The sequence below is a fragment of the uncultured Sphingorhabdus sp. genome (assembly GCF_937872355.1).
GTDB lineage: Bacteria > Pseudomonadota > Alphaproteobacteria > Sphingomonadales > Sphingomonadaceae > Sphingorhabdus_B.
Window position 1 is genome coordinate 24,171 of record NZ_CALMSV010000013.1, and the last position, 15,677, is coordinate 39,847.

Genomic DNA, 15,677 nt, shown 5'->3' on the forward strand with positions numbered 1-15,677 from the left:
CTGATTGCATTCCGTGCCGAGGGGCATGGCAAACCCGATCTATACTTGCTAGTTGATACCGACCTATATTGGGTCAATGCAAGGTGACACTATGCTCATGATCGATCCGGTTGCTGCCGATACGAAGCTGCGGCTTTCCGGGTTTCTGGTAGCAAACCAGTTTCTAGCTACCGCTGCAACGCTGCGCCGCGCGTTCGACTTGGGGCACGATGATGTCTTGATCGTGTTGACTGTCGCGCTGGGCAACGTCCAGCGTATGCTCCGGACGCCGGACACACAAGGGTTGGCGGCCTCGACCGCGCTGGTGGAACAGGACCGGATAATTCCGGTGTCCCGACGCGCCGTCGCGCGAGCCACTGGTCTGTCTCGTGAAACGGTCAGGCGGCGGATCAATTCTCTGTTGCTGTGCGGTAAGTTGCTGGAATGGGAGGATGGGGTGCGTACCGCACGACGCCTGATACTGTCCCCGCAGATACGCGAATCCATCCACGAAATGCTCGAGCTTACCGCCGGGACCTGTCGTGCACTTCAGCGCGAAGGTATCATAATCGCGGATTAGCTTTTGTTTTGTACTAGCCCATCGGCCACGAACCGGTGGTTGAGGCAGGCCTACCTATAGCAGCCTGTATAGAGCGCGCGCCTCCGATAGTACTTGCGCGACATCAAAATTGCTTCACAGCGAATAGAGCAAATGGCCGCCGTCGACTATGATGTCGCTGCCGGTCATGAACCGCGATGCATCTGATGCCAGCAACAGCAAAGCGCCGTCCAGATCGGGGAATGCACCAAAGCGGCGCATCGCGATCCTCTTGCGCATCGCCTCCCCTGCTTCGGATGCTAGGAATTCGCGATTGAGATCAGTCGCGAAATAGCCCGGCGAGATCGAGTTCACCCTGATGTCATAACGCGCCAGTTCCTGCGCGAGCTGCCGTGTCATATGCAGCACCCCCGCCTTGGAAACGCTGTAGGGTGCTGCGCCTTTCATCCCCTGATGCCCCGTGATCGAGGCGATGTTGACGATCGAACCGCCCTGCCCACGATCCCGCATTTGTCGGGCGGCCGCTGTTGCCACCTGCCATACGCCTTTGAGGTTGATGTCCATGACATAATCGTAATCGTCTTCGGTCAGCCCCAGAACCGATCCCGACTTTTCCACCCCGGCATTGTTGACGATGATGTCGAGAGGTCCGGCATCAGCAATTGCCTGTTCGACGCTGACATTGTTTGAAACGTCGATTGTAACGGCTGAAGCCATACCTCCGGATTTCCGGATTTCTGCAACCAGCGCTTCCAACGGCTCCCTCCGTCGTGCGGCAACCACCACTTCCGCATTGCTCGCAGCCAACACCCGTGCAAAATGTGCTCCGAAACCTTCGCTTGATGCGCCTGTCACCAATGCCCGTTTGCCTGAAAGATCTGCCTTGAGTTGCATTTTTTCCGTCATCCCTTGATATGTGGTTCAAAGTAGTTATCGAATAGCATTAGATAAAGTTCAAGCCCCTATGGGAGAGGTGCATTGTCCGACAGTCCAGAACAATTGGCCGAATTTCGTGACGAGGTACGCAATTTTTTTGCGACGGACTATCCTCAATCGGTCCGTGAAAAAATAGCGCGTGGGCAACGGTTGGAGAAGGCAGACCAGATCCTCTCGCAGCAGGCACTGAACGCAAAGGGCTGGTTTGGCGTGGGCTGGCCGAAAGAGGATGGCGGCACCGGTTGGTCCGCAGTCGAGCGCTATATCTTCGATCAGGAACTCGACCTTGCGGGTGCGGCGCCGATCATCCCGATGTCGGTAATCTATATCGGACCCATAGTGTGCGCCTTCGGAACGCCTGAGCAAAAGGCGCGCTGGCTATCCGGCATTCTCGAATCGCGGGACTTCTGGGCGCAGGGTTATTCGGAACCGGAATCGGGGTCTGACCTTGCCAGTCTGCGGCTGTCTGCCGTGCGCGACGGCGATGCCTATATCATCAACGGCGCCAAAATCTGGACCTCCGGCGCGCACTGGGCGAACTGGATTTTCTGCCTCGCACGTACATCCAAAGAAGCGCGCAAGCAGGATGGCATTTCGATGATCTGCGTGCCGATGGATCAGCCGGGAGTTACCGTGCACCCCATCCCGCTGATCGATGGCTCGGCGGAGCTCAATCGGGTCGAGTTCGATAATGTCCGCGTGCCTGCCGGATTTCGCATCGGCGATGAAGGCAAAGGTTGGTATTATGCCAATGTCCTGCTGAAGAATGAGCGGCTTTCCTATGCCCATATCGGCGCCAAACGGCGCGATATCGAACGACTGCGCGCGCGGCTGGCGCAATGGAATGAAAGCGGCGAAAAGGCAGCGCTTGTTCACAAGTTGGCGAGCATCGAGGCCAAGCTCGACGTCATCGAAACCGCAATATTGCGCGTCCTCGGCACCGATATGGAGATGTCCACGGCCGCTTTCCTGAAAATCGCCTGCACCGAATGCGCCCAGGCGATCACAGCACTTGCAGTCGATATTGCGGGACCAGCCCGGGCGGCAATGCCTGATCGTTCACTTGCGAACTGGGACAAGATTGCTCCCCTCGTACCGCCGGCCTGCGCAATCGCGCCACAATCCTACTTTTTCGAGCGGGCACAGACCATCTATGGCGGCTCAACCGAAATCCAGAAAAACATCATGTGGAGGGCCATAAGTGGCTGAAAAATTGTCTGACCGCGCATTGGAAATCGGCGCGAATGTTGAACGCTTCGTGCGCAATGTCGTCATCCCTTATGAGAAGGATCCCCGCCGCGACCATCATGGCGCACCGCTGGACGAGCTGGTATATGAGATGCGCGACAAAGCGCGCGCGGCAGGAGTGTTGACGCCACACATCCTTGCCGACGGTTCGCACCTTACCCAGCTTGAAACAGCTTATGTGCTGCAAAAGTCCGGACTATCGCCACTCGGGCCACTCGCTGTGAACACCATGGCCCCCGACGAAGGCAATATGTACCTGATCGGCCATGTCGGTAGCCCGGAGATGAAGAAACGCTTCCTCAAACCGCTGGTCGAAGGGCGCGCGCGATCGGCCTTTTTCATGACCGAGCCGGCGGAAGAAAATGGCGCTGGCTCCGACCCGTCGATGATGAAAACGACCTGCAAGCTCGATGGCAATCATTGGGTGATTAACGGCCGCAAGGCGTTCATTACAGGGGCGGAAGGGGCAAGTGTCGGTATCGTCATGGCAAAGGCCGATGAAGGCGCATGCATGTTCCTCGTGGACCTGCCCGACCCGGCCATCCGCATCGAACATGTCCCGAACACCATCGACAGCTCGATGCCCGGCGGCCACGCAACCGTCATTATCGATAATCTACGCGTGCCCGCCGATCAGATGCTCGGCGTTGCCGGCGAAGGTTTCAAATATGCACAGATCCGGCTATCCCCTGCCCGCCTGTCGCACTGCATGCGCTGGCATGGCTGCTGTGAACGCGCGCATGAAATCGCCAGCGACTATGCCAACCGCCGTGAGGCGTTCGGCAAGCCGCTGATCGACCATGAAGGCGTCGGCTTCATGCTGGCCGAAAACCTGATCGACCTGAAGCAGGCGCAGTTGATGATTGATTGGTGTGCGTCGGTGCTCGACACAGGATCGCTCGGCACGGTCGAAAGTTCGATGACCAAGGTTGCTGTTTCCGAGGCACTCATGCGTATCGCCGATCGCTGCGTGCAGGTTATGGGCGGGACGGGCGTTACCGATGCGACGATCGTTGAACAAATCTTCCGCGAGGTCCGCGCATTCCGCATCTATGATGGCCCAACTGAGGTTCACAAATGGAGCCTCGCCAAAAAGATCAGGCGCGACTGGAAAGCTGCGCAAAGCTGAACGGTCAATCCTGCCGATACCTTATTAGCTGGCGAATTGTTGGCGGCCGGTAGCGTAGAAACCGGTTGCAACCATTGGTAAACAATGGGACAAATATCGGCTAACAGGGCTGCATTGGTGGCCAGCCCTCTGGACGGGAAGGGGCGCTGAGAATTGACCGCTAACGACCCGGAAAATGCCGATACCAGCGCAAATCCTGCGTCCGTTTTTTTCAGTTACGCCCGGACGGATCAGGCCAAAGCCCGACAGATCATCAAGCTGATCGAAGCTGCGGGCTTTTCGGTCTGGTGGGATGGCCTGATCGAAGGCGGAGACCGGTTTACGCGTACCACTACCGAAGCACTTGAACGGGCTATGGCAGTTGTCGTTCTATGGTCACAGAATTCGGTCGAGTCGCACTGGGTCCATGACGAAGCCGCGCGCGGGCGGGACCGGAGGGTTTTGATACCGCTCTCGCTCGACGGATCGCTTCCTCCATTGGGTTTTGGACAATTTCAGGCGATTGATCTTTCACACTCCAAACTGACGGCAAAGGACACAGAGGTGCAGCGCATGCTGCAGGCGATCAGCGCGATGCATGGCGAACGACCGAAGACGGCCATGCCCCGTTCGATGCCTGGGCAGACAATGCTCAATCGTCGGAATGTGATGGTCGGAGCTGGAGCCACCGCGGTATTGGCGGCAGGATTTACTGCCTATCGATCAGGTATGCTCGGGGGGGATTCCGCCAATGCCAACCGCGTGGCGATCCTGCAGTTCGACAATATCAGCGGCGATCCGGCATTCGGTTATCTCGCCGATGGATTATCAACGGAGATCCGTTCGACCCTCTCACAAAATGGCGCATTGCAGGTGGTTGGCCAGGCATCATCGGAAGCCTTTGAACGCGGCAGGGAAGACATTGTCGCATTCGCAAGGAAGTTGCGGGCTGCTCTATTGATCGATGGCGCAGTGCGGGTGACGAAAGGGGTCATTCGCGTTACAATCGATCTTATCGACGGCAAGACCGGTGTAAACAGGCCTTCGCGCACATTCGAACGGCCGCTAGACGATGTCCTGGCTGTTCAGCGTGAAATTGCCGGAGCCATCGCGGCCGAACTTGCGACCGAGTTACGCGGGCGTGGTGCGACAGTCGGGGGCACATCAAACGTCGTGGCCTTCGACCACTATCTGCGGGGTAAGGACCTCTATTCGCACGCCCGCGACGCAGCGGAGGAGCGTGAAGCGGTAACGCAATTTGAGGCGGCCATTGCGGCTGATCCGCGCTTCGCAGCGGCTTATGCGGGACGGGCACGTTCGCTGGCGGCCGTAGCTGGGCAATATGGCAGCGCGACCGAGATAAAGCTGTATTATGATACCGCGATCGCTTCAGCCAGACGTGCAGTCGAACTCGAACCTCGCCTCGCCGATGCACATTCAGCACTGGCTTTAATCCTGTTTCAGGGCATCTTCGACATCAAGGCGGCGCGGGCCCCATTCGATCGTTCCTATAAACTCGGCGAAGGCGATGCCCCGGTTCTTGCCCGCTTTGCCGTATATTGTGCGGCAACGGGTCGTGACGGCGATGCCATGACGGCGATAAGCCGCTCGGTCCTGCTCGATCCGTTGAATGCGCTCATCCATCGAATATTGGGAACCGTGCATTTCGCGGCGCAGCGTTATCCTGAAGCGATAGCCGCCGTCAGGGAAACCATACGCATCAATCCGGAACTGGCAGACACCCACTCGCGAATTGGTATGTCGCTGCTTGCCCAAGGTATGAACCGTGAGGCACTGACCGAGTTCGAAGCAGACACACACAAATGGTCGAGACTTGCAGGTGTCGCTATCGCGCAGCACCGTTTGGGCAATTTGGCTGCATCAGCAGCTGCGATGGAAGAGCTCGTAAGCGATACAGAGACGGTCTCACTCTACCAGCAAGCCCAGGTTCTGGCACAATGGGGCAAATCGGCAGAAGCTGTGCAAGCACTTATAAAAGCCCGCGATTTGCGCGATGGCGGCATGACTGCGTTACGCTATGATCCGATGCTCAATCCATTGCGCAAACTGCCAGATTTTATTCAGTTGCTTAGGGCAATGGGGTTCGGGTAAATTGCAGTCCCATTCAACAGGGGAGTGAAACCATGCGTAAATTGATAATTGCGTCGACGATGATTGCTTCGAGCATGATTTTGGCTGCTTGTCAGCCTGCAGCGGAAGAAGAAACTGCCGCACCCGAGGCAACCGAAGAAGCAGCTGCACCTGCTGCCGACGCTGCTGCCGCACCCGCAGCAGACGCTGCGAAAGAAGGTGAAGCTGCTGCTGACGATGCGGCTGCTGCCGCCCCGGCTGCGGCGGGCGAGCAGACCGGTGCCGTAAAGGTTGGTCCGGGCAACTAATATCGTTCGGGGCGGTGTTAACGCACCGCCCCGCCGGTTTCCTGTCTTATCCATTGCATAAAGCTGGAAACGAAGGTGAAAACGGTTGGCACGCCATCTGGAGAGCAGGATGTGCCGCCGCCGCTCACAATCCCGACCAATTCTCCGGCCTTGTTGATCAACGGCCCGCCGCTATCGTTGGTGCATGTTTTTCGCGCTGGAGACGACGCGCACACCACGCGTTGATCAATGGTTGCCACGATCCGCTTCATGCAATCAGGCCGCTTTTGAATTGTTAGCGGAACGCGCAACAACAAAGCATTCGTTCGGCCGGCGTTGCTGGTTTTGCCCCAGCCAAAGGCGGATACCCCATCCCCAAATGCAACATCTGGTCGGCGATAAATGCCGATTGGCCGAACCTGTGAGGGTGGCGGCACATTCCTGGGATCGAGCGCGATTTTGATCAACGCGATGTCATTGGGTTTTAAGCCATTTCCGATCGGCGGGCGACTATGGATCCGGATATCAATTATGTCGTAGGTCCATCCCCCGGATTTGGAAATATCTTCCTGACCCAGCCTGATCCTGTGTCCTGAGGCCACCATCGATTGGTCGACACAATGCGCAGCAGTTAATACCCACTGGCGATGGATCAGCGCGCCTCCGCAAACATGCTGCAGCGCCCACAATTGTTCACCCCTGGCAAGATATTTGGCATATACGGGGGCGTTCTGCGGATAGAATATCTGTGCCTGCCATGGAGCTTCCGCGTCGTTGACCGTATGACCACCAAAGGAACCACGTCTGGGTCCGTCCGGTTGTTCAGCCTCCGGCGCATCGAAATATACAGCTTCAACGTCCGGAATGCCTGCGGGTTCGCGGATGACTTCCTCCCCGCTTTCGCTGCTTTCCCAATCCTCTTCCTGTTCGCTGGCCTCTGTCGGCTCTTCTTCAAGCCAGGGCGTTTCAGGCGTCTCTGACGAGAGATATTCTACGCCGACATTGTCGGGCAACTGTTGCTCGACATCCTGCTCGTCGGCCTGGAATGCATCGTTGTCTTGGGCAGATGCACCAACGCCGGATGCAAGTGCGACAAGCATCAAAAAACTGGACCGCCACGACATAAGCTCTCCCCACATATCTTTGCCGAGCTTTGCAGATAAGGCACCCAAATAGACCACGAGTCAATGTCGCCTGAATCGGCGAGGATCCATCAAGATCATACGGGAACGGTAATGCGCTTTCCTGCAAAGACCGACTGCCAGTTCTCTATTTCGTCGACAACAATATCGTCTATCGCATGGGCAAGTCCCGAAACCCGGGCATAGGTGATTTCACCGTCGGGTGCCGACTCCAATATCGCGATGCGGCTCGCAATGTCATCCAGCTTTTCAGCTGTGATTTCGGATATGGCCGCGAAGCGTTCGAAGTCGCCAAAATAATGGACGCCTGCAAAGGCTCCACCCATGGTTGGGAATAAAACTCCAAGGAAAGTGAATAACTTGGCAGTATCATGCGGCAAGCCCCCGGGAAGCCATCCAATGGCAGCACCAAGTTCGATCACCAGATACAATGCTACCGAAGCGACGGCGAAAAGGAACAAAATTTCCGATAAACGATCCAGATTGTGCTGCGCGCGCTTTAGCCGCAAAGCCTTGGCCCGATGATAATCGCGTTGTGGGCCCACATGATGGTCGCGCATCAGTGCCAGCGCACCTTTCAGGAAGGCGGATGTTACCTTGATCTGCGGCAGGCCGATATTGCGCAGCGCATGCCGCGCATACCATTCTGGCCAGTTTCCCCCAGACCCGCGCGGCCATCGACCGATAGGCCGGGCCGCACCGACCAGCAATAGGATTGGTGCATGGCGGAAATATTCGGCAACGCGCCGGATTTCAAACCAGCGTTCGTGCCAGCGCTTGCGTTTGCCGGTGAAAAAGATGCCAATGATTGCGAACAGCAGTATAAATTCGAAAGCCGCGAACCACCATTTCTGTTCGATGCTGGCAAAAGGAAGATAGGCAATCCCTCCGACAATCGCGAAGGCGGATAAAAAGAAACTGGCGACCATGCTGCCGCGATAGGCGTCGGATAGCCAGGTTGAGACTCCATCCGCCCAGGCAAAGGGACGCATCACTTCGTCTGCAATACGCACAGGCATAACAGGATCGATACCATCAAGTTTACCCGCCGCAGCCAGAATTGCCGCTCCGCTTCCTGCTGCTATGGCGTCAGGCCTCTCATATCGCTGTGTGATATTGCGAAACGGACGGTTGCTGGGATCGCCGAACAAAGCCTCAATCCTGCGATAAGCATGCAAAAGCGGATTGCTCTTGTCGCGCCATTTCTCATTGCGGCTGATGCTTTTCCAGCCATCACCCGACGGGCAAAGCGCAACGCGTATTAACGCGTCTATACCGGCTTCGTCCCGCACTCCGGTTGCTTGGTCCGTGAGTGCGGCGAGCTCTTCCTTGGCTTGCAGCAAATGCCAGCCATGCGGATCGCGCGCGTCGATCCAGATCACCGGAACACCCTGATCGAGCGCAGCCTCTATGGTGTGTCGGGTCCCGCCAATCGATCCATGCGTTACACCATCCCATATTCCTATGACGATGTCGGACTGCTCGATCATCACTCTTGCAGCCATCGCTGCTCGATCTGAGCAGAGCGCAAAAAACGCCTGTTCGGCCGCGTTGTCATCCGGATTGGCGAGATGGGCCGAAAATAGTGCCTCGACCGCGCCATCCTGTTCAGCCAGTTCGAACAGGCTGACCTCATATTCAGACGAACGGATTTCCGCAGCGCGCTGGAAGGTTAGCTGATCAGCGGGATCCTGCCCAGTCAGCAAGGCCCGCATATCATCCAGGCGAGTCGGCTGCGCATTGACAGCCAAATTGAGTGCCCTCCCGAAAGGCAACGGGGCGATCACTGGCCAGCCGATCGCAGTCGCGGTTTTTACCGCCATCAGGTCAGCACCATAAGCAAGCAACGAATGCAGCCTTACGAGAGGATCCGGATTGTCAGATACCCCTGTTGTTTGGCGAGCTGTCACATCCAGAAACGTAACCAACTCAACCAAACTTTGCGCTATCGCCGAACTATTCGCTGAAAAAACAGGATGATGGCTGCGATGGCCGGTAATGCCGATGTCGAGCGAAACGTTGGGCGCCATCAATCCCGAGTTGCCGACATCGTCCGTTTGCATTCGCTGTCCCGTCCCTCTGGCAATTCGTGCGAAAGACTAAAGCGGGACATAAAGTAGTTCAAGCTCTCAGAATCAACGCTGGCGGTCCTCGGCGCATTAAGTGGTTGAAAGAAAGGTCGACGGAAACCCTAACTTGACACCCCCGCAAGTTTCCTTGTCACAACCGTCGCAAGAGGACTTTTAATTACGCAAACATCCCGCTACCGCGAATCAAATTTCACCAGATTCGGATAACAAGGGTAAGCCATGGGATTTCCTCCGGCACAGGGACTTTATGACCCACGCAACGAGCATGACGCGTGCGGCGTCGGCTTCATCGCGAACATAAAAGGCGCCAAGACTCACGCCACTATCGAGCGCGGTTTGCAGATCCTCGTCAACCTCGATCATCGCGGCGCTGTGGGTGCCGATCCATTGCTGGGCGATGGCGCAGGCATCTTGATCCAGATCCCCGACGCGCTTTATCGTGATTGGGCGAAGGGTGCGGGCGTAAACCTGCCTGCGCCGGGCGATTACGCCGTTGTTATGTGCTTCCTGCCGCAGAACGATGCGGCGCGTGAATTTGGTATCAAGAATTTCGAGAGTTTCATCGTCAAGGAAGGTCAGACCATCCTTGGCTGGCGCGATGTGCCGACGACGCTCGATGGCCTCGGCAAGGCGGTTATCGAACAGATGCCGGTGATCCGTCAGCTCTTCATCGGGCGCGGTGAAAATTGCGTCGATCAGGATGCATTTGAACGCAAGCTGCTCGCAATCCGCAAGCAGGCGCAGAACCCGCTTTTCGCGCTCGAAGAAAAGCACGGGCTTCCCGGCCTTGGCAGTTTCTACATCCCTTCGATGTCGACGCGTACGGTTGTGTATAAGGGACTGCTCCTCGCCGGACAGGTTGGCAGCTTCTATGACGATCTGCGCAATCCGCTCTGCCAGTCGGCCCTCGCGCTCGTCCACCAGCGCTTTTCGACCAACACCTTCCCGAGCTGGAAGCTGGCGCACCCCTATCGCTTTGTCGCGCATAATGGCGAGATCAACACGGTTCGCGGCAATGTGAACTGGATGAATGCGCGCCGCCGCACGATGGAATCGGACCTGATGGGCCCCGATCTCGACAAGATGTGGCCGATCATTCCGCACGGTCAATCAGACACCGCGTGCCTCGACAATGCGCTCGAGCTGCTGCTCGCCGGCGGATATAGCCTCGCCCATGCGGTAATGATGCTGATCCCCGAAGCATGGGCCGGCAACCCGATGATGGATGCCGATCGCCGCGCTTTCTACGAATATCATGCCGCATTGATGGAACCATGGGATGGCCCCGCCGCCGTGGCCTTCACCGATGGTCGCCAGATTGGCGCGACGCTCGATCGCAACGGCCTGCGCCCCGCCCGTTTCTGCGTCACCGATGATGACCATGTCATCATGGCTTCGGAAAGCGGCGTATTGCCGATCAAGGAAGACAATATCGTCCGCAAATGGCGGCTTCAGCCGGGCAAGATGTTGCTCATCGATATGGAGCAGGGCCGCATCATCGAGGATGAGGAAATCAAGGCGCAGCTTGCGACCAAGGAGCCTTATGCCAAGTGGCTCGAATCCGCACAGTATAAGCTGAAGGACTTGGACGAGGTCGAAGTGGCCGATGGCGCACTTGCCAATGATCACAGCGTATTGCTCGATCGCCAACAGGCCTTTGGCTACACGCAGGAAGATATCAGCAAATTCCTGGAACCGATGGCCACCAATGGCGATGATCCGCTGGGATCGATGGGCACGGATACACCGATCGCCGTTCTTTCGAACAAGCCGCGCCTGCTCTACGATTATTTCAAACAGAATTTCGCACAGGTCACCAATCCGCCGATCGATCCGATCCGCGAAGAATTGGTAATGAGCCTTGTCAGCATGATCGGCCCGCGCCCCAACCTGCTGGGCCATGACGCCGGCACACACAAGCGGCTTGAAGTGGATCAGCCGATCCTGACCAATGCCGATCTTGCCAAGATCCGCTCGGTCGAACAGGCGCTCGACGCGGCCTTCCGTGCCGAAACCATTGACATGACCTGGGATGCCGCCAGCGGCGCAGCCGGTCTTGAAATGGCGATCAAAGAAATGTGCTGGGCCGCAACCGAGGCGGTATTGCAGGACAAGAACATCCTTATCCTTTCCGACCGCGCGCAAGGCCCGGACCGGATTGCGATGCCTGCCTTGCTGGCGACCGCAGCGGTGCACCACCACCTTGTCCGTCAGGGCCTACGCATGCAGACCGGGCTTGTCGTTGAAACCGGCGAAGCGCGTGAAGTGCACCATTTCTGCGTCCTCGCAGGCTATGGCGCCGAAGCGATTAACCCCTATGTCGCCTTTGAAACGCTGGAGGAAATCCGCGTGCGTCAGGGGCTGTCGCTGTCGACCTATGAAGTGCAGAAAAACTACATCAAGGCGGTTGGCAAGGGCATCCTCAAGGTCATGTCCAAGATGGGCATTTCGACCTACCAATCCTATTGCGGTGCGCAGATATTCGACGCCGTCGGCCTCTCGTCCGAATTTATCGCGAAATATTTCACCGGCACCGCGACGACCATCGAAGGTGTCGGCCTTGCACAGGTCGCGGAGGAAACTGTCCGCCGCCATGCAGCGGCCTATGGCGACAACCCGATCTATCGCAACATGCTCGATGTTGGCGGCATCTATGTATATCGCATCCGCGGCGAAGACCATGCCTGGACGCCGAACAGCGTGTCCAAGCTGCAGCACGCCGTGCGCGGAAACAATCCCAAGGAATATGAAGAGTTTGCCCGTTCGATCAACGAACAGAGCGAGCGCCTGCTGACCATTCGTGGATTGATGGACCTGAAACCGGCGGACAAACCGCTCGACATCAGCGAAGTCGAACCCGCATCCGAGATCGTCAAGCGCTTCGCCACCGGCGCGATGAGCTATGGCTCGATCAGCTGGGAAGCGCACACCACGCTGGCGCTGGCGATGAACCGCATCGGCGGCAAATCGAACACCGGCGAAGGCGGCGAAGACCCGAAGCGATTCAAGCCGCTGCCCGATGGATCGTCGATGCGGTCTGCCATCAAGCAGGTGGCCTCGGGTCGTTTTGGCGTGACCGCCGAATATCTGGTCAATGCCGACGATATCCAGATCAAGATGGCACAGGGTGCGAAGCCTGGCGAAGGCGGCCAGTTGCCCGGCGACAAGGTCGACAAGACCATCGGCGCAACCCGCCATTCGACCCCGGGCGTCGGCCTGATTTCGCCACCGCCACACCATGACATTTATTCGATCGAGGATTTGGCACAACTGATCCACGACCTGAAAAACGTCAACACCGGTGCGCGCATTTCGGTGAAGCTCGTTTCCGAAGTCGGCGTCGGCACGGTTGCTGCAGGCGTATCGAAAGCACGTGCCGATCATGTGACGATTTCGGGTTATGAAGGCGGCACAGGCGCTTCGCCGCTCACCTCGCTCACCCATGCCGGTTCACCCTGGGAAATCGGCCTAGCCGAAACCCAGCAGACCTTGCTCCTCAACAATCTGCGTAGCCGCATCGCGGTGCAGGTTGACGGCGGCCTGCGCACTGGCCGCGACGTGGCGATTGGCGCCTTGCTGGGCGCGGACGAGTTTGGCTTTGCAACCGCCCCACTGATTGCCGCGGGCTGCATCATGATGCGCAAATGCCATCTGAACACCTGCCCCGTAGGCGTTGCCACACAAGACCCTGTATTGCGCAAGCGCTTTACCGGCCAGCCCGAGCATGTGATCAACTATTTCTTCTTCGTTGCCGAAGAACTGCGCGCGATCATGGCCGAAATGGGCTTCCGCACCATCGATGAGATGGTCGGCCGCGTTGACCGCATCGACATGAAGAAGGCAGTCCACCACTGGAAGGCTCAGGGCGTTGACCTGTCGCGCCTGCTGCACGTCGTCGACACAAAGGGCGCTTCGCTGCACCAGACCGAGACGCAGGATCATGGCCTCGACAAGGCGCTCGACCGCGATCTGATCGCTGCTGCCGCGCCCGCAATCGAAAAGGGTGAGGCTGTTCGCATCGAACGCGAAGTAAAGAGCCTTAACCGCACCGTCGGCGCGATGCTTTCTGGCGAAGTCGCCAAGAAATATGGCCATGCAGGATTGCCTGAAAACACAATCCAGATCGCCTTTACCGGTGTTGCAGGGCAGAGCTTTGGCGCCTTCCTTGCGCATGGCATCACACTCGATTTGACCGGCGATGCCAATGACTATGTCGGCAAGGGCCTGTCAGGCGGCCGCGTTATCGTGAAGCAGCCCAGCCATGTGAACCGTGAGCCGACCGAGAATATCATCGTCGGCAATACCGTTCTCTATGGTGCGATTGCCGGTGAAGCCTATTTCAGCGGTGTTGCTGGGGAACGCTTTGCTGTTCGCAATTCGGGTGCACTCGCCGTTGTCGAAGGCACTGGCGACCATGGCTGCGAATATATGACTGGCGGTGTTGTCGCAGTGCTCGGCAAGACCGGGCGCAACTTCGCGGCGGGCATGTCGGGCGGTGTTGCCTATGTCTATGACGAGGACGGCCGTTTCCGCGAACGTTGCAACATGGCGATGGTCGATGTCGAAGCGATCGAGGCCGATAGCCCCGAAGCCGAAAACAGCACCGGAGCACCGACGCAGCGTGCATCGAACGTGCATGATTTCGGCATGGGCGACATGCTCTATCATTCGGCGGATCGCCTGCGCATCTTGCTCGAACGCCACCATCTCTACACCGGCAGCAAGCGCGCCCGCGCGATCCTCGACGATTGGCCCAATGCCTTGGGCAAGTTCGTCAAGGTGATGCCAAAGGATTACAAGCGCGCCCTGAAGCAGTTGGAGGCCGAACGCCTTGCCGCTGCCCATGTCGCGGCTGAATAAGATTACGGAGCTATAAAGTGGGTAAGGCAACAGGCTTTCTCGAGATCGACCGGCAAGACCGGACTTATTCAGACGCCAAGGAGCGGTTGAAGCACTACAAGGAATTTGTTGTGCCGCTGCCCGAGGAAAAGCTGAAGGCGCAGGCATCACGCTGCATGAACTGCGGTATTCCTTACTGCCACAATGGCTGTCCGGTGAACAACATCATCCCGGACTGGAACCATCTGGTTTATGAGGGCGATTGGCAGAATGCGCTGGAAGTATTGCATTCAACCAACAACTTCCCCGAATTCACCGGCCGCATCTGCCCCGCCCCGTGCGAGGCAAGCTGCACGCTGAATATCGATGACTCGCCGGTCACCATCAAGTCGATCGAATGCGCCATCGTAGATCGCGGATGGCAGGAGGGCTGGATCCAGCCGCAAATCCCCGCACGCAAGACCGGCAAGTCCATCGCCGTTGTCGGCTCGGGCCCGGCAGGCATGGCCTGCGCGCAACAACTCGCGCGTGCCGGGCATAGCGTGACGCTGTTCGAAAAGAATGACCGGATGGGCGGTCTGCTGCGCTATGGCATCCCCGACTTCAAAATGGAGAAGGACCTGATCAACCGCCGCCTGATGCAGATGCAGGCAGAAGGCGTGGTGTTGCGCGAATCCACCGAAATTGGCGTCCATGTATCGATGGAAAGCCTGCGCGAGAATTTCGATGCCGTCGTCATGTCGGGCGGTGCCGAAGAGGCGCGTCAGCTCAATATCCCCGGCGCTGAAATGGCGGGTGTCCGCCTTGCCATGGAATTCCTGACCCAGCAGAACAAACGCAATGCGGGCGATGATGAAACCCGCGCCGCGCCGCGTGGATCGATTGTTGCAACCGGCAAGCATGTGATCGTGATCGGCGGCGGCGATACCGGTTCTGACTGCGTCGGCACATCTAACCGCCAAGGCGCAGCTTCAGTCACCCAGATCGAAATCATGCCCAAGCCGCCGGTACGCGAAGATAAAGCGATGGTCTGGCCCGAATGGCCGCTCAAGCTGCGCACCTCATCAAGCCATGAAGAAGGTTGCGAGCGCGACTGGGCAATCAATGCGAAACGCGTGCTTGGGGAAAACGGCCAAGTTACCGGCCTCGAATGTGTCCGTCTTGATTGGTCGAACGGACGGATGGAAGAAGTGCCCGGCAGCGAATTTGTGATCAAGGCTGACCTGATCTTCCTTGCCATGGGCTTCACCGGCCCGCGCAAGGCGGGAATGCTTGACCAGTCCGAAGTCGAACTCGACGAACGCGGCAATGTGAAAGCCAATGTCATCGAATACAAAACCAGCTAGGAAGGTGTGTTTGCTTGCGGTGACATGCGGCGGGGTCAGAGCCTTGTCGTCT

General features: G+C 57.7%; 10 protein-coding genes. 7 read left to right on the top strand and 3 right to left on the bottom strand.

Translation table 11 applies throughout. From position 1 onward, the window contains the following. Positions 1–76: 76 nt before the first annotated feature. Positions 77–559 (top strand): hypothetical protein, encoded by a 483-nt coding sequence (locus tag Q0239_RS00645; protein ID WP_298596791.1) that lies wholly within the window; start codon positions 77–79, stop codon positions 557–559. A 114-nt stretch (positions 560–673) separates the two neighbouring features. Here the strand turns inward: Q0239_RS00645 and Q0239_RS00650 are convergent, their stop codons facing one another. Next, on the bottom strand, positions 674–1,432 hold the full coding sequence (locus Q0239_RS00650) for an SDR family NAD(P)-dependent oxidoreductase (RefSeq protein ID WP_298596794.1): 759 nt from the start codon (positions 1,430–1,432) through the stop codon (positions 674–676). Positions 1,433–1,516: 84 nt separating this feature from the next. On the opposite strand from Q0239_RS00650, the gene Q0239_RS00655 reads away from it, so the two are divergent. The 4 genes from Q0239_RS00655 to Q0239_RS00670 all read left to right on the top strand — a co-directional run bounded on the left by Q0239_RS00655 (position 1,517) and on the right by Q0239_RS00670 (position 6,229). Next, positions 1,517–2,683, top strand: coding sequence for an acyl-CoA dehydrogenase family protein (locus tag Q0239_RS00655; RefSeq protein ID WP_298596797.1), 1,167 nt, complete (start codon positions 1,517–1,519; stop codon positions 2,681–2,683). Continuing rightward, a complete protein-coding gene (locus Q0239_RS00660) occupies positions 2,676–3,851 on the top strand; it encodes an acyl-CoA dehydrogenase family protein (protein ID WP_298596800.1) in 1,176 nt (391 codons plus the stop codon). The genes Q0239_RS00655 and Q0239_RS00660 overlap by 8 nt, the downstream gene beginning before the upstream one ends. A gap of 153 nt (positions 3,852–4,004) precedes the next feature. Then, complete coding sequence (locus Q0239_RS00665) at positions 4,005–5,942, top strand: TIR domain-containing protein (protein WP_298596803.1); 1,938 nt, start codon at positions 4,005–4,007, stop codon at positions 5,940–5,942. A 32-nt stretch (positions 5,943–5,974) separates the two neighbouring features. Further along, positions 5,975–6,229 (top strand): hypothetical protein, encoded by a 255-nt coding sequence (locus Q0239_RS00670; RefSeq protein WP_298596805.1) that lies wholly within the window; start codon positions 5,975–5,977, stop codon positions 6,227–6,229. 17 nt (positions 6,230–6,246) lie between these two features. Here Q0239_RS00670 and Q0239_RS00675 read toward each other — a convergent pair whose 3' ends face one another. Together Q0239_RS00675 and Q0239_RS00680 are read right to left on the bottom strand one after the other, a co-directional pair. After that, positions 6,247–7,332 carry a serine protease gene (locus Q0239_RS00675; RefSeq protein ID WP_298596807.1) on the bottom strand — a complete coding sequence of 362 codons (1,086 nt, stop codon included), beginning with the start codon at positions 7,330–7,332 and terminating at the stop codon, positions 6,247–6,249. Between the two features lie 95 nt (positions 7,333–7,427). Further along, positions 7,428–9,413 carry a hypothetical protein gene (locus Q0239_RS00680; RefSeq protein WP_298596810.1) on the bottom strand — a complete coding sequence of 662 codons (1,986 nt, stop codon included), beginning with the start codon at positions 9,411–9,413 and terminating at the stop codon, positions 7,428–7,430. 246 nt (positions 9,414–9,659) lie between these two features. Between Q0239_RS00680 and gltB the strand changes: the two genes are divergently transcribed. Next, on the top strand, positions 9,660–14,300 hold the full coding sequence (gene gltB / locus Q0239_RS00685; RefSeq protein ID WP_298596813.1) for a glutamate synthase large subunit: 4,641 nt from the start codon (positions 9,660–9,662) through the stop codon (positions 14,298–14,300). Between the two features lie 17 nt (positions 14,301–14,317). Continuing rightward, positions 14,318–15,625: a glutamate synthase subunit beta gene (locus tag Q0239_RS00690; RefSeq protein ID WP_298596816.1), complete on the top strand. Its 1,308-nt coding sequence runs from the start codon at positions 14,318–14,320 to the stop codon at positions 15,623–15,625. The last annotated feature ends 52 nt before the right edge of the window (positions 15,626–15,677 follow it).